Raw genomic sequence first — 21,848 nt, 5'->3', positions numbered from 1 at the left:
TCAATCCTCCAATTCCGTTATAAGCAGCTCGTCTGAATTAGTAGTTCTGGTTGCTATAATCTGTATTCCCTTTTCCATACATCTGCTGTAAAGTTCTGCACGGCTTGCGTCGTCAAGTGCCTCAGCTCCGTCTATTAGTATTAAATCGAGCGTTCCTTTCTGAGCGATTGTTATATCAACGCAAAGATCAATTTTTTCTCCGCTTGAAAGATTTGCCACAGGTCTTCCGAAGATAAGCGGCTTACCGTCTTTTACCGTCAGCCCTTCGATTGGTATTCTGGCAGATTCAAGTACCATTCCAGGAAGTTCGCGAGCTTTGTTTATTTTTTCTGTCAGGCTTTCGCTTTGTGCAATTAACTCTTTGCGGCGTTCCTGCATTTCAAGCATAGATCGGAATTCGGAAACATACTCCTTCATTTGTATTGCTTCGTCCAATTCTGCGCGTATAGGCGCGGTATCTATCGGCTGTTTATCCTTATACTGTTCAGATACCTTAATATCGTTGTCAAGCTTTGCGATTTTTTCACGGCATTCAGCTTCAATTAACGCTTTCTTATCAGAGAGCTTACGATCCAATCCGTTAAGAGCGGTTTCCGCCGCTTTTATCTCTCCCTTTAGTCTTTCAATAGTTTTGTTAAGCGAAACACGTTCGGCGTTTATTGCGCTTTCCTCTGCATTAATGGCTATATCCTTTTCCGCCGTTATCCCTCTTACCTTGTTGTCATAAGCTTCATAAAAGGATTTAGCCCGACTGATAAGCGAATTTATTTCCTGCGCTTTCTGAAGCTCTGCCGATTTGGCGCGCAGATCGTAATCAGCCCACTTGTTTACGTCATAATTCTGCGGAAACTTCAAAGACATATCTTGTATGGTCTGTCTTTTATAATATTCCTCACGGTTAATTTCTTCGCGACGTTTCCAGTAATTTCCGTTTTTTGACTGGATATCCTCCAGTACTGAAAGAATATGCTGTGAATAATCTATACCGCTTGGTATTTCCCCGAATTGCTCTCGGATCCAGTCCATATCCCACTTGAAATCTATGAGCGATAATATGGCTCTGTTCTGCTCTTTATCGCTCCATGAAGCGAATTCAACGGGATTAAGCTGAAGAGGTGTGAAAATATCATTTAAAAAGCTTTGTGGCCGGATAAGTTTTCTCCATTATCTTTTACGCTTAGGTAATCGCTAGTTTCAGGACGCTTTTTTCTTTTTATTTCAATTCCCGTATCGGTAGATATGTAAATTTCACCCTCGTTAGCTCCGTCCTTTACTATATACGGACGATCTGATTTATTTGACAGTATATATTTTATACTATCTATTACGCTTGTTTTTCCGGTCCCTTTTTTTCCTGTTATTTCAACCGGCTTTCCGTCAAGCTCAAGATGATGTATTCCATACAGATTGTCTATTTTTATTTTAGTAGCTCTCAATTACATTTCCTCCTTAGTTACTCACGGTCGTTCAATCATTGGCGCACTTCAAAATGTGTCTTTACAACTTCAATAAATCCTAAATATTCTTTGGCGTATTTACTGTTACCGTGTTCTTCCTTTACCTTATTTTCGAACTCGTCGAGATTCCCACTAAAACACCCGCATAAAACGTGTATATGTCCGTCTTTGCATTTAAAGAAACTGGCGGATCTATTATGAGATCCGAGTCCCTTTTCACAAAGATAATCATTATTACTGTTAATCAGCCCATCACCGTTAACCCAAGCGTCACCGTCAACCCAAGCGTCACCGCCAACCTGAGCGTTTCCTCCAACCTGAGCGTTATCTCCAACCCGAGCGTTACCGTCAACCCAAGCGTCACCGCTAACCTGAGCGTTTCCTCCAACCTGAGCGTTATCTCCAACCCAAGCGTTTCCTTCATGGCTTAAATTACGTTCATTTTCAATGAATCCTCCTAAATCACCGGCTTTAATATCCCCGAATGATCTTAACGCCCCTTATTCTGAAAAGCGTTTTACCGCCTATTACTTTTGTCTCTTTCGTTAATTCATACTTTTTCATACTTGACATTTCCTTTCCGCTATGTTATAATAGCATTGTTAATATTTTTTATTTCCGTCCGCTACTGTGCCAGCAGTGCGGGCGGTATTCTTTTGCGTACTCATAAATTAAACCTCCTTTACCTAAGCATAAAGTCATACTGCTGATCCTTATACCATTGTTCTTCCTGGGCTTCTCCCGCGTCTACCACTATCACTTTTACTTTGTGACTGCTCACACTGTCGCTGACCATTTCCAGTGCGGCGGAAGCTCCCGCAAGCGCGGCTCCTAACGCTAAAAACCACGGATTCACCAGCAGTCCCAACGCTAAGCCCGCCGTCGCTCCTATTAAGCATATCGTTCCGATTTTTTGGTATATGTTCATTGGTTACTCCTTTCGTATACATCGCTTGTCCAAATTTTTAACGCTGAGGTTTCAAACCTCAGACAATTAACTTCCTCATTAAATCAAAGAATCAATCTCTTCCGGGTGTGAGCTAAGATATCTGCTTAAGTTCTCAGATACTTTTTTCATCATCTTAGCTGAAAGCTCGGCTCTTTTTTCCTCGCTGAGCGAATCCCACCTTATCGGGGGATCATCTCCGATACAAACATAGCTGACATGCGGATAAATATCCGTACTTTTCTTTCTCGGCATAAAATCACTTCCTTTCCTCTAAGTTTATGCCTTCACTGATTGTCCGTTTGACATTTGCTATGTATTCTCTACATCCATTATTTCTGTCCGTATCTCTGATTGACATTTTTCAAAAATTTCTCGTGTACCTTATTCAGATTTTCCATATATGTATTTAGCATTTTGTCAACCTGTCTTAGGTGTAATATTGCTCCGATTAATGTTACAATCAAAGAAAGCCCAATCGATAAAAAAACAGTTAATATAAACTCCATAACTTACTCCTTTCGCATACACCGCTTGTGCGAATTGTGTTAATTGACATTTTTCACCATTAGTTCTATAATTGGAATAGAAAGAAGGTGATATAAAATGAAGGTTGAATCCCCGTCTATCGGTATCGAAAAGTTGTGTCAAAAGTTGGGGCCCGCTTATAGCGTGCGTGTCATTGATTGCGAAAATGTTATATACCGCGATTTGGGAAACGGATATGACATCGAAATTAGCGGCTTAGATAATAATAGAAAATCAGTAAACGCCACTATATATGTTTGGGGCACAGAACCACGCGCAATTGTTGATACCGTTAAAAACGTTAATTCTTTTGAGGCTCTCGTTTACATTCTCGAGGGCATTGCATCGACGTATAGCTCTCGTTAAGTGCATAGGTCTCAAGCAATAGAATTAAATCTTCTCTGGACAAGCCCTTGCGCTCCATTAACGCAAACGCGGCTTGTTCTTTTTCTGCACCGCCCTTTACAATAAATCTGCGGTATACGTGCCCGTTTATTACTTGCTCTTTCATAATTCTTTCTCCTTTCGTTTACGCTGATCTAGGTGATATAAATTTATCTGGTGTTTCATGCAAAGCACCTAAAATCAATTCAAATTCTTCAATTTTAAAATTGCGATTTCCATTTAAAGATTGATTGATTTTTTTCACCTCTATGCCTGTTTTTTTTGACAGCTCTACTTGTGAAATATTTTTTTCCACAAGATAAAGTTTCAGTTTTTTTGAAACAGTCATAATAACCCTCCTTTCTAATTCCAGATTAACTGGAGTATGTATTTATTATAATCCATTTTATCTGGATTGTCAAGCGGTTTTAGAAAATAAATTCAGAATTTCTGGATTTTGTGTTTACAATCGCTATCTTTTATGTTATAATCATAGTACCACCTTAAAGGAGAATTACTATGACATTAGGGCAGAAAATAAAAAATGTAAGAAAAAATGCCGGGTATACACAATCTGAATTTGCTGAATTGCTTTCAAGTGAAACCTATAAAATAGGTAACACTACAGTTAGCAATTGGGAAAAGGATTTAAACAAGCCCGATATCGAAACCATTTCAAATATTTGCTACAAATTAAATATTCCTGCAAGCTATTTCATTGAGCCAAAAACCCCAAAAAAAGAATTAAATTCAGTTGAATTATCATTAGTTAATAACTTTCAGCAGCTCAACGAATCCGGCCAGTCAAAACTTATGGAGCGTCTTGACGAACTTCTGGAACTTCCTAAGTATCGAAAAGAGTGACAAACATTTGTTTTATGTCTATATTATAGAACAGCCGTTCTAATATGTCAATAGAAAATCGAACGGATTTTCTTAAATTGTAGATTTTTGTATAATTTTGACAAAAAACGAATAACTGATTGTATAGAAAACGAATTGAATTATCTTATAATATGTGCTATCATATATGAAGATATCATATATGGGGGTTATCATATGAAACTATTAATTTCAATTTTGCTTACAGTATTATACATAATTGAGGTTATCATAATTTTGTTAATCGCAATATTAGTTCCAAGCAATTCAATATTTATAGCGATTCCATTTTTAATCTTAGGCTTTCTATTGGCAATACCAACATTAAAACTAACTAAGTATAAAAAGGGCTTAATCAATAAAAAAAGTAATTTGCCGATTAAGATTGATAATGATTATCAATCAAAAAATGAATGTAAATACGATACCTCGAGACAAAATACGTCATTAACTTTTATTAATTGGGAAATATCTGTTTCATTTAGTAAATCAACTTCATCAAACTTTAACAGAGCTTTATATTTAGCCAAAAAGGCAAATCGTTTCGAAGAAAATAAATTTGAAGGTGAAATCATCTATCAGGCTTATTTTAATGCTGAACCTAAATCCTATTTAGATTTCATAGAATTATACGAATTAATTTCTAATTGGAAATCCGTTAAGGTTATGATTAATAATGAATTTATAGACCGAAAAATAGTTTCCGGTTTAAATTATTGTTATGGAGATAAATGCCGCAGCAGACGCTCAGATTTTTGTTATGGCGCAAGTTACATGACGATGAATCCATTTGGCTGTCATCGACTACAAATTAGTGCCTGTAACCATCCTTGGTTTATGTTTTCTGTGTTAAAAGGTGGATACTATATAATTGATAAACAGGCTATTTACAATCGAGCGTTTGAATATTCACAAGCCTATCGACATTGTCCTAATTTTGATTGGGAAAGAGTAGAATATATCATAAACAAACTCCCTGATAAATTAACTAAAAATCAATATAAATTAGCATGCTCAGATGAAAACTTCATGATAAAAGACTTTATTAAAATATGAATTACAGGTTACGTGTTAATAATTTAGTCATAATTTGTCACTTATTGACAAAAAATTCGATTTTTATTGTCGATATTGCGAATTGAATTACCTCGCCATATATGCTACTATTTTTATATTATAACATATATGGAGGATTAATTTCTATGACATGTCCTAAATGCGGCAGTGAAAATGTAACACTACAAATTGTCCAAACAGGGGGTAAAACACAAAATAAGGGCGGAGGTTGCTTGTGGTCAATCGGCAGATGGACGCTTATTATTTGCACTTGCGGTTTATGGCTACTAATCGGCAAACATAAAGGTACAGGAAAAACCACATTTAAAAATGAAACTATGGCTTTGTGTCAGCAGTGCGGAAATAAGTGGACGGTTTAATTTTGTGTATAATTTTTACAGAGGTGATATAAGTGAAAATTAAAAAAGTAATAACAGCTCTATTATCCGTCGGCTGTTTAGCGTCTGTTTTCATGTCAAATGTAGAAACTATTGACAAAACTCTCAAAACAAGCATATCAGCCGCAAGTTCTATTAAGGGTGATTTAAGCGGAAACGGAAAAATAGACCTTTATGATGCAATAGAAATCTCAAAGTACATTATGGGATTGAGGACACTCACGCATACGCAAGAAATTATTGCAGATTATAACTATGACGGTAGCGTAAATCTCTATGACGCAATAGCAATATCAAAACACATTATGGATAGCAAGCCCGCCGTACCATCGGTTGTTTACTACACTAAAACCGGAAAATGTTATCATTACAGCAACACCTGTAACGGCGGAACATATTATGCTTGTACATATAATGAAGCTATTAAGAAAGGTCTTAAACCCTGTAATAAATGTGTTAATTAACTTCCTCCCCGACTAACATCGGGGAGTTTTTATAACAAAAGCTTTCTGAATCGCTCCACAGCTTTATCGTTATATCTAAACGCGTCAACTTCTTTACTGGAGTACGGAGACTTATCGCGATAGAACTCTCCGTATTCGTCGGTTTTTAATTCGTAAGCATTTGCAATCCGCCCAACCTTTTGAGCCGATACATTAAACATTTCACCGATTTCAGTGGCCGAATACATTTTCTGTTCCGACTTAGGTAAAGGTAACAACGGTTTTCCGGCAAGAACTTCCGCCGACTTAGCCACCAGAATATTTTTATACTGCTCCGAAAGAGTATTGACCGAAGCAAGCTTTAAATATTGATTGGACATTCTAACGCGAGCATTCATTACTTTGACTTCCAAACTCTTGGATTTATCAGTATTGGACTGCGAGACTCGATAGCTTCCTGTTTTACGAATTGATGGTAATACTTCACTTGTTACCCAATGTTTGAACTTTTTCGCATTTGGCATTTTGCTCGAAAGAATAAGACTGTAAAGACCGGACTCGTTGATAACCGTTAAATCTTGGATTCCACCAAGGGTGTCGCATTTTGCTACCCCCTTATCTTCATCATCAACGTGCTTTGCCAGAGCATCTCTTGGATTGCTGTACCCTAAAATAACAGCAACATCCTTGCCTACAAAGTATGGCTCACCATCAATAGCAATTGTTCGAACAGAGCCGAACTCTGTGTTCTCAAAAATTTTAATTTCATTCATTTCAATTTTTTCCTTTCTGCCGCTATGCGGACTGTTTATATTCGACAAGAGGTAAAATTCCATCAGACTTTAAAGTTTCGTATATAAATAGTCTGCCTTTTTGTGTCCAGTAAGTATGTACCTTTGCATGCTGAATACCATCATCGCCATTGTAATTGTGAGTTTTTGTGCTTGTGTAGCCGCACTGCGCATAATTTTGATACAAAAGCCACACTCCGCCTTGTTTGTATTGTATTTTCTTATCATGGAGATAAGAGTTAAGCCAGACCGCTGACTTTCCGTAGTCCTTAGCAATTTTAGTAGTAGACAGCAAATCAGGACAATTAAGCACTACATCATAGTAACTTGCTTTTGGCTTTAATTCTGAAATCTGTTGGTCTTTAACAGCAATGCTTGTTTCAAGCATACAGATTTTATTGTCTTTTTCTTTCAGTAAAGCCTGGGCTTCAACAACTGCTGTCGCTATAAGTTTCATGCCTGTAAGACGTTGATCTTTAACCTCAAAATAATTTTCCACAAGGTAGTCATACACTTCCCACGCTTTATCTGTATTTAAACTCTTAGCATGAAGCAGCGCGCCCTTTTCTGCCCAGAGATAAAAATTACTTGCTTTTGAACCGTCCTCAATTTGATGACGGTTAACAAAACCTCGCTTAGCGTCACCTGTCAAACAATAATAATGCTTTCCCTCTGTATATCTTTCTTTATTTCGATTAAAGTTGTTTGAAATTACTTTACTGTCAGTTCCATACAGCTCTGCAATTTGCACTGTTGTCAAAACTCTCTGCCCATTATTTTCAATTACTTTAATTTCGTTCATTTTTATTACCTCCTTTTTAAATTTAATCAGTTTGAATTTACGGTACGATTTTCTGTACGTCCCAGCAGATAATCAATTGAACATCCGAAAAAGTCTGCCATAGCAATAAGAACTGTTGCAGGAATTTTCCCATTCTTCTGCCAAGTGTAAATCGACTTCCTTTGTACTCCAATCTTATCTGCCAATTCATCAAGTGACATTCTAAGCTTTACACGCTCAACATCAATATTAATGTACATTATCTTATCCCCCTTTCATTACGAAAACCCAAAAAATTGTTTCACCCGTATCGAGTAATTACATTATATACCCATTGTGAAAATTTGTCAACAAAATTGAATTCAAAATGAGTCACAAATAAATCCATTACTTTTTGTCTATTTTGAACAAACCGAAAAAATACAATTGACAATATACTCAAATCGAGTTATAATACAATATAGAAAGCAGGTGTGTTTAATGTTTGATAATCGATTAATAAAATTAAGAGAAGAAATGAAGAAAACTAAAAAGGAAGTTGCTGATGCTCTTGGTATGCCGTATAATACTTATTCAAATTATGAATCAAATTTACGAGAGCCAAATTCAGCAGTGCTAATAAAAATTGCTGATTTCTATAATGTTTCAATTGACTATCTTTTAGGTCTTAGTAACATTAAAAGTGTTGACACTGATATGCAAACTGCTTGTAAATATACAGGTCTTTCAGATGAGGCGATGAAAAATATAAAATCATCACAAAAAATGGATCTATCTTATGAAATATCATTAGATACATTATCCAAAGTAAATGATATATTTTATAATGCTACTGAAATTATAAATATGATTCTTTCATCCAGTTTCTTTTCAGAACAAGTTAGTTTAATAGGAATCTATGTCAATGAAATCATTAATAAATATCATAAGAAGACTATTGTAGATAACTTAGACGGTGAGATAAACAAATTCAATGATACAGAATGTGAGGAAAGATTAAGATTATGTGGCACCAGAAATAAGTTACAAAAAGAATGGGAAGATTTAGAAGAAAGGACTTATTACAATGAATTTCGCTTGACCAAATTGTTCGGTGAATTTTTATCAAATTTGAATTGTACAGCTAAAGAAACAGCCAAGTGCATTAGCCAAAAAGAACATGATTCAAATGCCGACAATAATCCCCAGAAAGAATAGGACGGTAACATCATATCCTATATCACGGCTATGACGGTCAGGAGAAACGTCTCATACCGTATACAATGATTTACAAGTTAGCTTTGAACATAACATAATTACCGCACTCCTTTCGATTTATTGTCGAATCATGATTACATTTTTTATTATACTCATGAATTTCAGGATTGCAATAGCGTTGTCGTGAAATACGCGTATACTGTCGCAGTAAAATTTGGAAGTGGGTTTCAACAGTGCTTTTTTGTGCAATATTAACATGTAAAGGAGCGATAAATTTGCTTTGTATAAAGTGTAAGAAAGAAATACCGGACGATTCCCCTTTTTGCAATTGGTGCGGAAAAAAACAACAATCCCCTCCCCACGCGCCTAAAAGGCGAGGCAAAGGGGAGAAAACTGTTTTTCACAAGCCTTGCGGCGCTTGGCACGTATACGGGCTTTTATCCTAAGCGCGATGTATAAAACCTTTTAAATAAAATATACGAATACGCCTTAATTGAAGATTATTGTAACAAGGTGCATACTGCATAAATTTTATATGATTTATTTGTTTGCTTTATACATGTACATGTAGTCTAAAATATGATATAATATATGAAAGGACGTGATTCAGTGCCAAGACCAAAAACTAAAACAAATTCGCAAATTAAAAATGATTATGCAAGAAAGGTTTATGATCAGTTACGAGTAAATGTCAAAAAAGGTCAAAAAGAAATAATAAAAGCACATGCGAAAAATCAAGGCGAGAGTCTAAATGGATTTATTAATCGCGCAATTAACGAAACAATCAAAAATGACAACGATAAGGAGCAGGAATGAAAATAATAAAATATCCGTCTGAATCAGACGTAAACAAAGCTATATGCGACAATGAGCCGTTATTAGCGCTAATATCCTTCGACGGAAAAACAGTTATTACAAGCCAGATTGACGAAGCTGTAGAACATCATATTTTATTAATGAAAACTGGTTTTAAAGACACGGATATTGATAAATTTTTTAGAATCATTCTTGATAAAGACGGTGCGGACTGGACTTTTGTATGTCCTCCTGATTACAAAAACATTCAAGACAAACAAAGGCGAATCGGTCAGTTTTATAAGGACGGTTTCAGTATTATTTCTGATGTGCTGCATGATTTAGGGTATATGGTAGGTATTAACATTCCCAGGAGATACAGACGGCATTTAAACATGTTGAAAGAATGATGTAATTAATGGAGCGGGATATTTTAAAATTGTGAAAAGTTGTGAAAAGTCGACAAAATATAACAGCAATCATCTTTTTTGGCAGTTGCATTTTTTCAGAAAATAGAATAGAAGAATTTGCTGATTGTTACCAATTAGTGATATAAATTTTACCCTTTAAGGCTGTTGAAAAAAATGTTTAAACTAAAATACCTGCGCATAAAAATTATAATGGGAGGAAAAAATGAAAACAGCGGCGGCATATATTCGAGTGTCCACAGAAGATCAGGTTGAATACTCCCCGGATAGTCAGCTTAAGGCCATAAGAGACTACGCCCGTAAAAATGATATGATTTTGCCGGAGGAATTTATTTTTGTAGACGAAGGAATAAGCGGGAGAAAAGCCGCTAAACGTCCCGAGTTTATGAAAATGATTGGTACTGCAAAAATAAAGCCAAAACAATTTGACGTTATCCTGCTTTGGAAATTCAGCCGTTTTGCACGTAACCGCGAAGACAGTATAGTTTATAAATCCATGCTTAGAAAGCAGTGCGGAATTGAGGTTATTTCCATCTCAGAACAGCTCGGCGAAGACAAGACATCTATCCTCATTGAAGCTCTTATAGAAGCAATGGACGAGTATTACAGCATTAATCTGGCGGAAGAGGTACGCCGGGGAATGACTGAAAAAGCTCAAAGAGGCGAGGTTGTAAGTACTCCCCCTTTTGGCTATGACGTTAAGGACAATGTTTTTGTACCGAATCCTGAAACTGCCCCCATTGTTAAAATGATTTTTAATAAATATCTGAGTGGGCGGGGTTGCCTTGAAATTGCTAAAGAGCTTAATACAATGGGTATCAGAACAAAATACGGGAACAAGTGGGAAAACAGAGGGGTTGAATACGTACTTCGAAATGTGGTGTATACCGGAAAGCTTACATGGACTCCCGTCAAGAGTAAGACAAGAGACTACAAAAATGAAGCTACTATAATAACCCAAGGAAAGCACGAGCCGATTATCGAACAAGAAATTTTTGATAAGGTTCAGGAAATGATTCTCGAGAAGAAAAAGCTGTTTCCAAAGCATTCAAGGCAATCTTCCAATGAATTTATGCTTAAAGGCTTTTTAAAATGCAGTAATTGCGGCGGCGCTCTTGTCTATGCGTTAAACGACAGAGTTCAATGTAACAGGTACTCCAAAGGCACGTGTGAGGTATCGCACAGCGCAAGCTTGAGCAAACTTAACGCATCGGTGATAAACGCTTTAAAGAGTGACCTCGAAACTCAAAATTTTAACATATATAATATAAAATCTGCCGAAGAACAAAAGGGATCAGATATCACTCCGATTCTGATTGAAAAAGAGAAAAAGAAGCTGGAACGAATAAAAGAAGCCTATGCCGCGGGAATTGATACTCTTGAGGAGTACCGTTCCAACAAAGAAAAAATACTTAAGGCGATTGAAGAGCTTGAGAAAAATAAAAAAAGCTCAGTAATTAATAAGGAAGATATGCACAAAAAATTAAGTGCGACAATACGTCAAAGCCTCGATATACTCGAAGATCCTAATTGCAGTGAGAGCCTTAAAAATATAACGCTCCGCAGCTTCGTCCGCCAAATTGTTTATGCAAAGAAAACACAATCGATTGAAATTTTATACCAGGTCTAATTCGCTTATTATCTCCTTTTACAATTTAGACCGCCAAGCTGACTTATTATAAATTTTGCCAGCTTAGGATTGGAATTCTTAATATTAACAGGATACTGCAATTTTTTCTCATATTGCCACATCAGTTAGCGCTCCTTTCCCATGGCCAAGGCTCGTGCGTCCATGTCCAGTTATCTCGGCTTTTCACCTGGTTTGCCGTTAGAGGTCCATATAGTCTGATATATTCCTCTTCTGCCTCGCGTCTTAAATCATTATACCTATGATAAAAATCAAGAGCGTTTCGGCAATTAGGGTGAGTATCCAAATAAAGCTTTATTTCATCAATAGCAAATCCATACATCTGAATTGCTCTGAACAGTTTATCTTTGTCCATTACAGCCTCCTTCGGGTTCAAAAGGAAGATTCAATTCAGGAAAAATTGTTCCCGCAGAAAATGCCGTTGCTTCATCATATGGCTCAGACCATTGCTGAAACGGAACATAAGCCATTCCTACCGGAGTATCTTCCGGAAAGCGGCTTCTCGTCATGTTATTCTGCGTCGTCATATGGCTTACAGATTGTCTCATTTCCGGCCTGAAGCTCATATTTTCAAACATACTGAAATCCAATATAATACCCCCTTGTCTTATTCGTACAAATTTATTGTACATTTTTATTTTATGACATAACTCATGTTTTTGTTACTTGACGTATTAAAAAAATTGTGATAATATGAAAATAGCCGAAAATAATAATCTTTTCGGCATAATTTATATTTAAGGAGAATTTTTATGTTTGTTGCAGATGATAAGAGATATGATAAAATGCCATATAATAAAGTAGGAAAGTGGGGCTTGAAGCTGCCTTCTGTTTCATTAGGTCTTTGGCAGAACTTCAGCTACAGCGATAATTTTGAAAATATGGAAAATATGTGCCGCACGGCATTTAATCTTGGAATCAATCATTTTGATCTCGCAAATAATTACGGTAATCCGTATAACGGATCAGCGGAAGAGAACTTCGGCAAGATATTAAAAAGAGACTTAAAAGTATATCGTGATGAACTCTGTATTTCAACTAAAGCCGGATACGATATGTGGCCCGGCCCCTACGGCGCTAAACACGGTTCAAGAAAATATCTTATTTCCTCATTAGATCAGTCGCTTAAAAGAATGGGACTTGATTATGTCGATATATTCTATCACCATGTCTTTGATCCCGAAACGCCTCTTGAGGAAACTGCTCTGGCGTTGGATCATGCTGTAAGGCAGGGAAAAGCAATGTATGTAGGCATATCAAATTATAACTCTGTTCAGACTGCTGAAATACAGAAAATATTCAACGAGCTTAAAACCCCATTCATTATAAATCAACCTTCATATTCTATGTTTAACAGATGGATAGAAACTGACGGTCTTAAAAATTACGCTGATGAAAACGGTCTTGGTCTTGCAGTATTCTCACCTCTGGCACAGGGCTTGCTTACCGATAAATATATCGGTTCCTCTTTAGCGGCATCAAAACGTCCTTGGATGAATAATACTCCGGACAAAAAAACTATTGATAAGCTGCATAAGCTCAATGAAATAGCTTCGTCAAGAGGACAAAAACTTTCCCAGATGGCTCTTTCATGGGTTCTTCGTGACGGAAAGATTACAACAGTTCTTATAGGAGCAAGCCGGCCTGAACAGATTGCAGAAAATGCTGAATCCGCTTTCAAAACTTCGTTCACCTCAGACGAGCTAATTAAAATCGAAGAAATAATCAATTCATAAAAAAAATATCCGTATCTTATGATACGGATATTTTTTTTATGAAAGGAGATTAAGACGATAGCTTATTTAAGCTAATAATCTTGCAAGATACATATAATCAAATACATTAACTTTCCCGTCGCCATTTAAATCTGCCGATTGATTATCTATTTCAAATCCTGATGTTTTAATACCTACCATATATTTTCTCAGCGCTTCGGCGTCTTCAAGCGTTACTTTTCCGTCCTTATTATAGTCGCCGCTGTCAATTCTATAATTAACTCTAACGGATTCAAGAACTAAATTTTCGTTATCGCCCCACCAATAGCTGATATTAAAACAGCCGTCCTCAGTTATCATTTTCTGAATTTCTTCAGATATTTCAACGCCTATAATTAATTGGCTGCAATCGCAGTTATCTTGAAAATCAATTTGTTCCCATCCATTGTCATTCCTCGATATACCAACACTAATTGTATAGTTATTTATTTTACGTCCGTCCGACGTAAAATTCAATTGAATACTTTCAACTATCTGATTAACAGAAAGCAGATCGCCGGCGTTTATAGTAATCGTACTGTTATTTTCTATTTCTGTATTAAAAGAAACAATTTTAGAATATTGAGAGTTCTTAAGAGTTGTGACCGTAGTAGTTTGTTCAGCGGTCGTAACCGTCGTCACAGGTTCAGAAGTCATTAAAGATGTAGTAACTGTAATCAAATTCTCTGCAACTGTTGTCGTTTCAATACAAGACGTCGTTGTCTCTGCGGTTGATACTATATTTTCATCCGAAGCCGCTTCAGACATTGTCGTTACCGGAGGAGCTGTTGTAACCGCTGACTCTGTTTTATATGTGACTGTTAATGAATCAATATAAAGAGGAGCGGTATTGCCCCACCAATATCCAACCTGTATGCTGCCGCCGTTAATTTTACCGCATATATCAGGATCCGCAAAATTTATAGTATAATTCTGCGACTGAATATTTTCATTATAATCTATCTGATACCACGATCCGTCTACCACAGTACCGATACCCGCAATGAAATTATTTATATTGCCGTTTTTAGACGATAAATTGATTTCAAGCTTTTCAATCGTTCCCTCTTCTGCAATTTCATCCATCTGGATATAATACATTTTTTTATCACTGTCATTAAAATCAAGCTCCGCATTCAGCTCATATTTTTTAATTAATGTACTGCCTGTACTATTTACATCAGTAACAGTTGCAGTTTCTGAAGAAACCGGCAAACTTTCAGTTACTGAAACATCCGTAGCTGTCGACGTAATTATCGGCGCAGAAGCCGTAGCTTCAGTTTCAGCAGAGGTTATAACTGTTGTCGTCTGAGTTGTCACTGTTGTTACAGGCGCTGTGGTTACTATATTTGAGGACTTTGACCATACTGCGGAAATTACAATTTTTGCTCCGGAAAGTATCGCAGGTATTTCAAATTCATCTCCGGCGTTATAAGTTACTCCGTCATATTGCCAGCCTTTAAACTGATAACCGCTGTAAGTAAAAGGATTTTCAGGAAGAATCATAGTCGTTCCGTATTCGGCGTCAATATAAATATTAGCGCTTCCCTCATCGGTTTTTCCGCCTTTACCTGTAAAAGTAATTTTATATGTTTCCGGAACCCAGTTTGCCACAAAGGTAATGTCGTGATCAGGCATAGTATATTGCGAGCCGGTTCCTACCGTCTCCCCTGTTGACGGTACATACCATGATTTAAGATGATAACCGTTTCTTGAAAACCTTGACGACGCAGCCGCGTCAAAGGTTGTATTTATTATTTTCTGAAAGCTTACCTCAGACGCTCCTACAAGATTGTCTACATCTCCCGCTAAATATGTCAGCGTTCGGTAAGTATAAGTTTCTGCTGAAGCATTAGAAAAAATCATTAATATCATTACTAAAGCAGATAAAACTGCAACTATCCTTTTAGAATTTACCACTGTTTTCATAAATAAAATAACACTCCTTCATATTACGGCCGGATACACTCGTTATTTTAATAAAATAAAAAGCTGCGTCTTTTCATGCAAAAAGACGCAGCTATAAACTCAATTAAAATAACAAATGTAAACTACAAGTGTTAGCAACCGGCTGTCATACCGTTTTTAGACGGCTTAGACCCTTAGCTTTGCGTCCTTACTTTTCAATAAGTTTGCCAAATATTAAATTTTAAATCGGAAAGATCTTCCTTATGTTTATATGATAACACTAAAACGTTTAATAGTCAACTGTTTTTTTCATTTTCTACCTTTCATACAAATAATTATCAACAAAACTGTTAAGGATAGAGCAATTTATAATTGTTTATACTATTTAATTATGTATATCCCATTAACATAATTATTAAACGTTTTCAGAACATAAAAATTAATTTCTTCAGGCAACTGAATCTGACAAAAAAGCTCACATAAAATATATTAAACTGTTATTAGAAAAATAAATACACTGTATATAAAAATAATATTTTACCAACAGGAAAAATATAACCGAATCTAAAAATTTCTTTAGGGAGGATAAAAATGTCTGTAAAAATAATCGAAGAAGAAAGCAGGACGGTTGCCGTATTGTCCGGTGAAATAGATCATCACAACGCCAAAAATCTCAGAATGGAAATAGACTTTGCTCTCAGAGAAAATCAGCCTCAGGAACTTATACTCGACTTCTCCGACGTAGGATTTATGGACAGCTCAGGAATCGGACTGGTTATGGGAAGATATAAGCTTATGCAGGAGCTTAACGGTAAAGTTACCGTCAGAAATCCGCCCAATCATATAAGAAAGGTAATGCGCCTTTCAGGAATCGACCGCTTAGCGTCAATCAGCAGCGGACAGGAGGGAATATAAATAAAAATGAATACTGAAAATGAAATGAAAATAAGTTTTGTCAGCAAATCCCAGAATGAAGGTTTTGCAAGAACGGCGGTCTGCGCCTTTGCAGCGCTTATGGATCCGGGGATTGAGGATATAGCGGACATACGGACCGCCGTTTCAGAAGCGGTAACCAACTGTATAGTACATGCTTACAGGGACACTGAAGGAATTATTGAAATTACCGGAAAAATACTCTCCGATAATGAACTTTACATAAGAATCAAAGATAAAGGCTGCGGCATTCCGGACATAAAAAAGGCTATGGAACCTCTTTACACAACCGCTCCGTTTGAAGAAAGAGCCGGATTAGGCTTTGCTGTTATGGAAAGCTTTATGGATAAGCTGACCGTTCGCAGTACAGTTGGCAAAGGCACTGTAATAACTATGAGAAAAAAGCTTGGAGTTAAAAATGAATAAACCCATTGCCGAAGAAAACCTCGGTCTTGTTCACCTGTGCGCAAACCGTTTCAGAGGCCGTGGTATTGAATACGACGATCTTTATTCCGCAGGCTGTATAGGTCTTTTAAAGGCGGTTGAAGCCTTCGACAGCGAAAGAGGCGTAAAATTTTCAACCTATGCAGTACCTGTAATACTCGGCGAAATAAAAAGACTATTCAGAGACGGCGGCACAGTTAAAGTAAGCCGGAGTTTAAAGGAGCTTTCGCTTAAAACAGTAAGAGCCAGAGAAGAAATGTCCAAAAAATTGGGAAGAGAGCCTACGCTAAGCGAGCTAAGCAGTCAGCTTGACGCAGACGAATGCACAATTGCAGAAGCATTATCTGTAAGTCTTCCGCCGGTTTCTCTCACTGATAACTCAGATGAAAGCGGAAGTCAGATAGATATAGCCGTACCTGCGCCTGACACAGAAATCGGCGATATGCTTGCTCTTCGTCAGATTTTAGAGCTTATGGAGGAAAAAGACAGAGAGCTTATTTATATGAGATATTATAAGGGCTGCACACAATCCGCTACCGCCAAAAAACTCTCCATGACTCAGGTACAGGTTTCAAGACGTGAAAAAAAGCTTCTACAGTTTATGAGAGAACAGCTTTTAAAATAAGGGACATGTTTTTTGAGCATGTCCCTTTTAATTTAATTATTTCTGGCTCTTTGAGCAGCCAACTGCGCGTTTAATTTTTCTATAATTTCCTTGACCTCGTTACTGTTTGTAAGGTTATATACGATCTGCATATAAAACAGCGTTTCCTGCGGAGGCGCATTATGCTCCATACAATAGCTTCCCAAAGAGTATGCGATGTTAACTACCTCAGGATTCGGACCGTTCCTTATCTTATATTTTTCGAACGCCGAAAGAACTTCTTCTCTTGTAGGAGGAACAACCTGTTTCCCGGTTATCGCTCTTATATGCTGCAGCTCTCCGTTTACAGCTTCATTCTGAGCATATATTAAGCTTTCATAATAAAAACATACTGCGCTGTCATAATCCTTGATTTCAATACAATAATATCCTAAATTCGTATAACAGCGAGCAATATGATAAGGCGTAGTAGAAATTTCAAGCGTATCCCTAACACAGGCAAAAAGCTGCTGCGGCTCATGCATGAGCTTAAAAGCCTCCGCAAGCTCAAATCTCGGTTCAACATTAACAGGATTATACCTTATAGCCTTTTCAAGCTTATCAACCGCCTCCTGAGGCTTATGCTGCTCAACAAGCAGATAACCATATGATGAAAAATACTGACAGAAGTCAAAAGGAGTTCTCTCATACTTTTTATTCGGTTTGTATATATGAGTATAAATATATTCGTCAAGCCTGTTTCTGAACGAAAACTTTTTGCTTGCCTCAGTTTCACTGAAATATTTATCCGCCTTTTTTTCAATCTCCGAAAAAAGCTTTTCAGCGTCTTCAAGCTTATTATCCTTCACAAGACCGTTAATTTCATTATAAACCTGATCAATGCGCTTTTCCCCTATAAACATTGCGTTTTTGAGATGTGCTTTACTTTCGTCAGGCAGCAGCTCAAAGGACATATCGCTCAATATTTTCAAAATTTCCGCCGAATCAGGACTATCCTTATATTTAGCAGCCTGCTCCTGAAGATACTGTATATCCTTCAGAGGATCGCCGGTAAGGCCTTTTTTTACTTCCTCTATAATGTTACTTACCATATTTTTTCTCCCGTCCAAGTTAATCAGTTATCTTATTATACATCATTTTCAATAAAAAATCAAGACAATAAGCATGAAATTATGTGATTTTTTCCGTTTAAAAGGAAATCACATATAATCAACCTTGATTTCTCCGTTTTCAGACGTGATTCCTATTCCCGCAACCTTACCGTTTCTGTCAATAATTATGTCGGCGATTTTCTCCTCTATTTCCTTTCTTATTACCCTGCGAATATCTCTCGCACCGTAAACCTTTCCAAACGATTTTTCAGCAACAGCCTTAAGAGCGTCGTTATCGTATTTAAGAATAATACCCTTTTCAGAAAGAGGTTCTTTCATTTCGTCCAGCATCAGCGCCGCAATTCTTTCAAAATCCTCCTTGACAAGCGGCTTGAATACTATAACCTCGTCAATACGGCTCAGAAATTCCGGTCGTAAAAATTCTCTCAGCGATTTCATCGCCTTCTCCTTTGATATATCCTCCGCAGATTTATTAAATCCGACTCCGGTTGATTTATCGGTTGAACCTGCATTTGACGTCATAGCTATAATTGTATTCTCAAAATTAACTGTTCTTCCCTGCGCGTCGTTTATCTTTCCTTCATCAAGTATCTGAAGCAGGATATTCATTATATCAGGATGAGCCTTTTCTATTTCGTCAAATAACACGACGGAATAAGGATGTCTGCGAACCTTTTCAGTAAGCTGTCCTGCCTCGTCGTAGCCAACATATCCCGGAGGTGATCCGATCATTCTGGCTACAGAATGCTTTTCCATATATTCTGTCATGTCAAGACGAATCAACGGCTCGGTCGAATCAAACATCTCTGTAGAAAGCGCTTTTACAAGCTCTGTCTTTCCTACGCCGGTAGGGCCGACAAAAATAAACGAAGCCGGACGTCTGCGCTTGGAAAGCTGAACTCTTGTACGCTTTATTGATTCTGACAGCAGGTGCACCGCCTCGTCCTGTCCTACAATGTGTTCTTTAAGTTTTTCTTCAAGGCGTAACATTTTGGAAAATTCGGTTTCAGCAATCTTATTAGAAGGTATACCCGTCCACAGTTCAATAACCTTGGCAATATCGTTTTCACTCACCTGAACAGCAGATACAACCTTTTCCAGCTCGCTTAATTCATTTTTCACTCTGATAATGTCTCCCTTGACCTCTGCAAGAGCTTCATAATTAGGCTCACTCTGCTCCTCTATGGATTTTTCCATATCCTCAAGAACCTTAAGCTTCTTAGTTTTTTCATCATATTCAGCAAGCTCCGGAGTTCTGATACATGTGCATGCACAGGCTTCGTCAAGCAGATCTATAGCCTTGTCCGGCAGAAACCTATCCTGTATATATCTTTCAGATAACACGGCGCATTCCCTTATCAGCTCGTCGTTTATTTTTACCCTATGATAAGCCTCGTAGTATTTTTTTATACCCTTTAAGACCTCGACAGTTTCTTCTATTGTAGGCTCGTTAACGGTCACAGGCTGGAATCGTCTTTCAAGAGCGCTGTCCTTTTCAATATATTTCCGATACTCGCTGAAGGTCGTAGCTCCTATAACCTGAACCTCTCCGCGAGATAAAGCCGGCTTTAATATATTAGCGGCATTCATAGATCCCTCCGAATCGCCCGTTCCTATGAGATTATGAACCTCGTCAATAAACAGTATAATGTTGCCCTCGGATTTCACTTCGTTTACAAGGCCCTTTACTCTGCTCTCAAACTGCCCCCTGAACTGTGTTCCGGCAACAAGCGCGGTCAGATCCAGAAGGTATATTTTCTTATCGGCAAGGTTAAACGGAACGTTTCCTTCGGCAATCTTCTGAGCAATACCTTCGGCAATAGCCGTTTTTCCGACGCCCGGTTCACCTATAAGGCATGGATTATTTTTCTGACGGCGGGAAAGAATCTGAATAACTCTTGCAATTTCCTTATCTCGTCCGACAATATTGTCAAGCTCCCCGTCCTCAGCCTTTTTGCTTAAATTCGTACAGTAATTATCAAGAAATTTAAGCTCCTTTTTTTTCTTCTTCTTTGTATCCTCCGCTTTGGCGGAACCCTGCTTAGATTTCCTTGCAGCGGGAGGATTTGAATCTCCTGATTCGTTCTTTTTAATATCCCCTAACTGCCCGTTGAGTAGATTCTGTATGTACGGAGGCAGCGTGCCGGCTCCGCCCATTTCAAAACCGTCGCCGTCCATAAGCTCCATCATCTGATCGGACATCTGCTCTATATCGTCGTCGGTAATTCCCATCTGCTCCATATATTCGGATACCTGCGGTATATTCATTTCCTTTGCACAAAGCATACATAGTCCCTCATTTTTCTTTTCACTTCCGTGCATTGATGTAATAAAAACAACCGCAGGACGTTTTTTGCATCTGCTGCATAATACCATAATCTTCACACCACGCCTAAAAAGGCGATGCTCCTTTCTGTTTTATTCTGTCGCTTCAGGTATAGCTTTTATCAGGTCATACTACTGAATCCGGTTAAATATATATTTAAAGAACTTTGTCTTTTCAACGGTTTCATAGCTTAAAAATGAGCCGTCGCTTTCAGCTACATTTATCATTATCTTAACAGCCACGGCTATAACTACCAGCACAGCCGCCGCATAAACGACTCCCAGCAATCCTCCGGCAAATCTGTCAAGTCTGTCATAGCCGTTGAGCAAGCCGAATCTGAACGTCCTGTTAATAACAACTCTTATAACGGTCATTAAAATAAGATAGCTGATAAGGAATACAAACGCCTTGACAAGCTTCAAAGCCGGTTTTCTTATATAGTTTTCTTCTATATATGAAGGAACGCTGTCGGGATTTTTAAGTATCATCTCGGTAGTTTTAACAAACAGCTCGTCATTTCCGGAAATTCTTTTTATCAGCTCATGGGTAACATACGGGGGAAGCTTGCCGCCTAACTGTTTTGCAAAAAGCTCTGTAAATCCGGCTGTCAATGTATCGGCAAAGTTTTCCGGAGTATCTACGACTGTTCCGGCTGCCTGATTGGTATACTCATAGAGCATTTCTATAGAATCTTCTGACTCGAGTATTTTTCTGACACGGCTGTCCTCAAGAACTGCCCCGTACCCCTGATCCTCTATAGCTTCTCTTACGGACTGTGCCGGATCGTATCTTTCGATAGCGTCCCCGACAGCCTCCGTACTCGTCTTTTTAATAAATTTATCATAGATAAAATCCGAGCACCTGCTGCTGATAACAGCGGCCAGCCATATTGAAACAACGCACCCGATTATCATTATCAGTATTTTAGAAAATCCCCTTTTAGCGCAGGCGCATATACTCAGTATAACGACTGCGGCAGAAACAATATCATATATCCACCAGAAATTCGTTCCCATTCTTTATCGCCTCATTC

General features: G+C 37.7%; 29 protein-coding genes, 1 pseudogene and 1 riboswitch. Of the genes and pseudogenes, 12 read left to right on the top strand and 18 right to left on the bottom strand.

The annotated features are described in order from the left end of the window. The 8 genes from ACYQ0N_RS02250 to ACYQ0N_RS02215 form a co-directional block, all read right to left on the bottom strand. The gene (locus ACYQ0N_RS02250; protein ID WP_460161732.1) at window positions 1-1,026 is read right to left on the bottom strand and encodes a hypothetical protein; all 1,026 of its coding nucleotides are present in this window, start codon (window positions 1,024-1,026) and stop codon (window positions 1-3) included. Between the two features lie 104 nt (window positions 1,027-1,130). Beyond that, window positions 1,131-1,436, bottom strand: a complete 306-nt coding sequence (locus ACYQ0N_RS02245; RefSeq protein WP_460161731.1) for an AAA family ATPase — start codon at window positions 1,434-1,436, stop codon at window positions 1,131-1,133. A gap of 265 nt (window positions 1,437-1,701) precedes the next feature. Continuing rightward, window positions 1,702-1,863, bottom strand: a complete 162-nt coding sequence (locus tag ACYQ0N_RS02240) for a hypothetical protein (RefSeq protein ID WP_460161730.1) — start codon at window positions 1,861-1,863, stop codon at window positions 1,702-1,704. 276 nt (window positions 1,864-2,139) lie between these two features. Next, window positions 2,140-2,385 carry a hypothetical protein gene (locus tag ACYQ0N_RS02235; protein WP_460161729.1) on the bottom strand — a complete coding sequence of 82 codons (246 nt, stop codon included), beginning with the start codon at window positions 2,383-2,385 and terminating at the stop codon, window positions 2,140-2,142. A gap of 78 nt (window positions 2,386-2,463) precedes the next feature. Further along, window positions 2,464-2,658, bottom strand: coding sequence for a hypothetical protein (locus ACYQ0N_RS02230; RefSeq protein ID WP_460161728.1), 195 nt, complete (start codon window positions 2,656-2,658; stop codon window positions 2,464-2,466). Window positions 2,659-2,735: 77 nt separating this feature from the next. Then, window positions 2,736-2,912, bottom strand: a complete 177-nt coding sequence (locus ACYQ0N_RS02225; protein ID WP_460161727.1) for a hypothetical protein — start codon at window positions 2,910-2,912, stop codon at window positions 2,736-2,738. A 320-nt stretch (window positions 2,913-3,232) separates the two neighbouring features. Then, window positions 3,233-3,442, bottom strand: a complete 210-nt coding sequence (locus tag ACYQ0N_RS02220) for a hypothetical protein (RefSeq protein WP_460161726.1) — start codon at window positions 3,440-3,442, stop codon at window positions 3,233-3,235. Window positions 3,443-3,460: 18 nt separating this feature from the next. Beyond that, window positions 3,461-3,664: a helix-turn-helix domain-containing protein gene (locus ACYQ0N_RS02215; RefSeq protein ID WP_460161725.1), complete on the bottom strand. Its 204-nt coding sequence runs from the start codon at window positions 3,662-3,664 to the stop codon at window positions 3,461-3,463. Window positions 3,665-3,834: 170 nt separating this feature from the next. On the opposite strand from ACYQ0N_RS02215, the gene ACYQ0N_RS02210 reads away from it, so the two are divergent. The 4 genes from ACYQ0N_RS02210 to ACYQ0N_RS02195 all read left to right on the top strand — a co-directional run bounded on the left by ACYQ0N_RS02210 (window position 3,835) and on the right by ACYQ0N_RS02195 (window position 6,115). After that, window positions 3,835-4,179, top strand: a complete 345-nt coding sequence (locus ACYQ0N_RS02210) for a helix-turn-helix domain-containing protein (RefSeq protein WP_460161724.1) — start codon at window positions 3,835-3,837, stop codon at window positions 4,177-4,179. Between the two features lie 195 nt (window positions 4,180-4,374). Further along, window positions 4,375-5,253 carry a hypothetical protein gene (locus tag ACYQ0N_RS02205; protein WP_460161723.1) on the top strand — a complete coding sequence of 293 codons (879 nt, stop codon included), beginning with the start codon at window positions 4,375-4,377 and terminating at the stop codon, window positions 5,251-5,253. A 146-nt stretch (window positions 5,254-5,399) separates the two neighbouring features. Then, entirely contained in the window at window positions 5,400-5,633 is a 234-nt protein-coding gene (locus ACYQ0N_RS02200) for a hypothetical protein (protein WP_460161722.1), read from the top strand. Between the two features lie 32 nt (window positions 5,634-5,665). Continuing rightward, window positions 5,666-6,115, top strand: a complete 450-nt coding sequence (locus ACYQ0N_RS02195; protein ID WP_460161721.1) for a dockerin type I repeat-containing protein — start codon at window positions 5,666-5,668, stop codon at window positions 6,113-6,115. Window positions 6,116-6,144: 29 nt separating this feature from the next. Here the strand turns inward: ACYQ0N_RS02195 and ACYQ0N_RS02190 are convergent, their stop codons facing one another. From ACYQ0N_RS02190 to ACYQ0N_RS02180, 3 genes are read right to left on the bottom strand one after another with little or no spacing between them, the layout of a single operon-like run. After that, window positions 6,145-6,867: a BRO-N domain-containing protein gene (locus tag ACYQ0N_RS02190; protein ID WP_460161720.1), complete on the bottom strand. Its 723-nt coding sequence runs from the start codon at window positions 6,865-6,867 to the stop codon at window positions 6,145-6,147. A gap of 22 nt (window positions 6,868-6,889) precedes the next feature. After that, window positions 6,890-7,687 carry a phage antirepressor KilAC domain-containing protein gene (locus ACYQ0N_RS02185; protein ID WP_460161719.1) on the bottom strand — a complete coding sequence of 266 codons (798 nt, stop codon included), beginning with the start codon at window positions 7,685-7,687 and terminating at the stop codon, window positions 6,890-6,892. Between the two features lie 26 nt (window positions 7,688-7,713). Further along, entirely contained in the window at window positions 7,714-7,926 is a 213-nt protein-coding gene (locus ACYQ0N_RS02180) for a helix-turn-helix domain-containing protein (protein ID WP_460161718.1), read from the bottom strand. Window positions 7,927-8,146: 220 nt separating this feature from the next. Here ACYQ0N_RS02180 and ACYQ0N_RS02175 point away from each other — a divergent pair, with 220 nt between their 5' ends. The 4 genes from ACYQ0N_RS02175 (at window position 8,147) to ACYQ0N_RS02160 (ending at window position 11,716) form a co-directional block, all read left to right on the top strand. Next, window positions 8,147-8,863 carry a helix-turn-helix domain-containing protein gene (locus ACYQ0N_RS02175; RefSeq protein WP_460161717.1) on the top strand — a complete coding sequence of 239 codons (717 nt, stop codon included), beginning with the start codon at window positions 8,147-8,149 and terminating at the stop codon, window positions 8,861-8,863. Between the two features lie 609 nt (window positions 8,864-9,472). Next, window positions 9,473-9,679, top strand: a complete 207-nt coding sequence (locus tag ACYQ0N_RS02170; protein ID WP_460161716.1) for a hypothetical protein — start codon at window positions 9,473-9,475, stop codon at window positions 9,677-9,679. Beyond that, the gene (locus tag ACYQ0N_RS02165) at window positions 9,676-10,068 is read left to right on the top strand and encodes a hypothetical protein (protein ID WP_177532556.1); all 393 of its coding nucleotides are present in this window, start codon (window positions 9,676-9,678) and stop codon (window positions 10,066-10,068) included. The genes ACYQ0N_RS02170 and ACYQ0N_RS02165 overlap by 4 nt, the downstream gene beginning before the upstream one ends. A gap of 223 nt (window positions 10,069-10,291) precedes the next feature. Further along, window positions 10,292-11,716 (top strand): recombinase family protein, encoded by a 1,425-nt coding sequence (locus ACYQ0N_RS02160; RefSeq protein WP_460161715.1) that lies wholly within the window; start codon window positions 10,292-10,294, stop codon window positions 11,714-11,716. A 29-nt stretch (window positions 11,717-11,745) separates the two neighbouring features. Here the strand turns inward: ACYQ0N_RS02160 and ACYQ0N_RS02155 are convergent. From ACYQ0N_RS02155 to ACYQ0N_RS02145, 3 genes and pseudogenes are all read right to left on the bottom strand, one after another. After that, window positions 11,746-11,838, bottom strand: a pseudogene (locus ACYQ0N_RS02155) (manganese catalase family protein); the annotation flags it as partial. Beyond that, the gene (locus ACYQ0N_RS02150) at window positions 11,838-12,089 is read right to left on the bottom strand and encodes a spore coat protein CotJB (RefSeq protein ID WP_177532559.1); all 252 of its coding nucleotides are present in this window, start codon (window positions 12,087-12,089) and stop codon (window positions 11,838-11,840) included. The gene ACYQ0N_RS02150 and the pseudogene ACYQ0N_RS02155, both read right to left, overlap by 1 nt. After that, window positions 12,076-12,324, bottom strand: coding sequence for a spore coat associated protein CotJA (locus tag ACYQ0N_RS02145; protein WP_460161714.1), 249 nt, complete (start codon window positions 12,322-12,324; stop codon window positions 12,076-12,078). Before ACYQ0N_RS02145 ends, ACYQ0N_RS02150 begins: the two co-directional genes overlap by 14 nt. Window positions 12,325-12,486: 162 nt before the next feature. On the opposite strand from ACYQ0N_RS02145, the gene ACYQ0N_RS02140 reads away from it, so the two are divergent. After that, entirely contained in the window at window positions 12,487-13,470 is a 984-nt protein-coding gene (locus ACYQ0N_RS02140; RefSeq protein WP_177532560.1) for an aldo/keto reductase, read from the top strand. A 66-nt stretch (window positions 13,471-13,536) separates the two neighbouring features. Here ACYQ0N_RS02140 and ACYQ0N_RS02135 read toward each other — a convergent pair whose 3' ends face one another. Next, a complete protein-coding gene (locus tag ACYQ0N_RS02135; RefSeq protein ID WP_177532561.1) occupies window positions 13,537-15,417 on the bottom strand; it encodes a DUF5620 domain-containing protein in 1,881 nt (626 codons plus the stop codon). A 130-nt stretch (window positions 15,418-15,547) separates the two neighbouring features. Next, a riboswitch (cyclic di-GMP riboswitch) is annotated at window positions 15,548-15,635 on the bottom strand. 352 nt (window positions 15,636-15,987) lie between these two features. On the opposite strand from ACYQ0N_RS02135, the gene ACYQ0N_RS02130 reads away from it, so the two are divergent. Genes ACYQ0N_RS02130 through ACYQ0N_RS02120 form a run of 3 tightly spaced genes read left to right on the top strand, consistent with a single transcriptional unit; the run spans window position 15,988 to window position 17,398 of the window. Beyond that, window positions 15,988-16,311 carry an STAS domain-containing protein gene (locus ACYQ0N_RS02130; RefSeq protein ID WP_177532562.1) on the top strand — a complete coding sequence of 108 codons (324 nt, stop codon included), beginning with the start codon at window positions 15,988-15,990 and terminating at the stop codon, window positions 16,309-16,311. 6 nt (window positions 16,312-16,317) lie between these two features. Beyond that, a complete protein-coding gene (gene spoIIAB / locus ACYQ0N_RS02125) occupies window positions 16,318-16,755 on the top strand; it encodes an anti-sigma F factor (RefSeq protein ID WP_177532563.1) in 438 nt (145 codons plus the stop codon). After that, window positions 16,748-17,398, top strand: a complete 651-nt coding sequence (locus ACYQ0N_RS02120) for a sigma-70 family RNA polymerase sigma factor (RefSeq protein WP_177532564.1) — start codon at window positions 16,748-16,750, stop codon at window positions 17,396-17,398. The genes spoIIAB and ACYQ0N_RS02120 overlap by 8 nt, the downstream gene beginning before the upstream one ends. A gap of 32 nt (window positions 17,399-17,430) precedes the next feature. On the opposite strand, the gene ACYQ0N_RS02115 is transcribed toward ACYQ0N_RS02120, so the two are convergent. The 3 genes from ACYQ0N_RS02115 to ACYQ0N_RS02105 form a co-directional block, all read right to left on the bottom strand. Beyond that, window positions 17,431-18,468 (bottom strand): tetratricopeptide repeat protein, encoded by a 1,038-nt coding sequence (locus tag ACYQ0N_RS02115; RefSeq protein WP_177532565.1) that lies wholly within the window; start codon window positions 18,466-18,468, stop codon window positions 17,431-17,433. Window positions 18,469-18,576: 108 nt separating this feature from the next. Continuing rightward, complete coding sequence (locus tag ACYQ0N_RS02110) at window positions 18,577-20,865, bottom strand: ATP-dependent Clp protease ATP-binding subunit (RefSeq protein WP_460161713.1); 2,289 nt, start codon at window positions 20,863-20,865, stop codon at window positions 18,577-18,579. An 81-nt stretch (window positions 20,866-20,946) separates the two neighbouring features. Continuing rightward, window positions 20,947-21,831 (bottom strand): hypothetical protein, encoded by an 885-nt coding sequence (locus ACYQ0N_RS02105; protein ID WP_177532567.1) that lies wholly within the window; start codon window positions 21,829-21,831, stop codon window positions 20,947-20,949. Window positions 21,832-21,848 lie beyond the last annotated feature (17 nt).

Source organism: Ruminococcus sporogenes, assembly GCF_054655175.1.
Note: the sequence above shows the minus strand (reverse complement) of the source record. Positions and strands in the feature narration are given on the sequence as shown.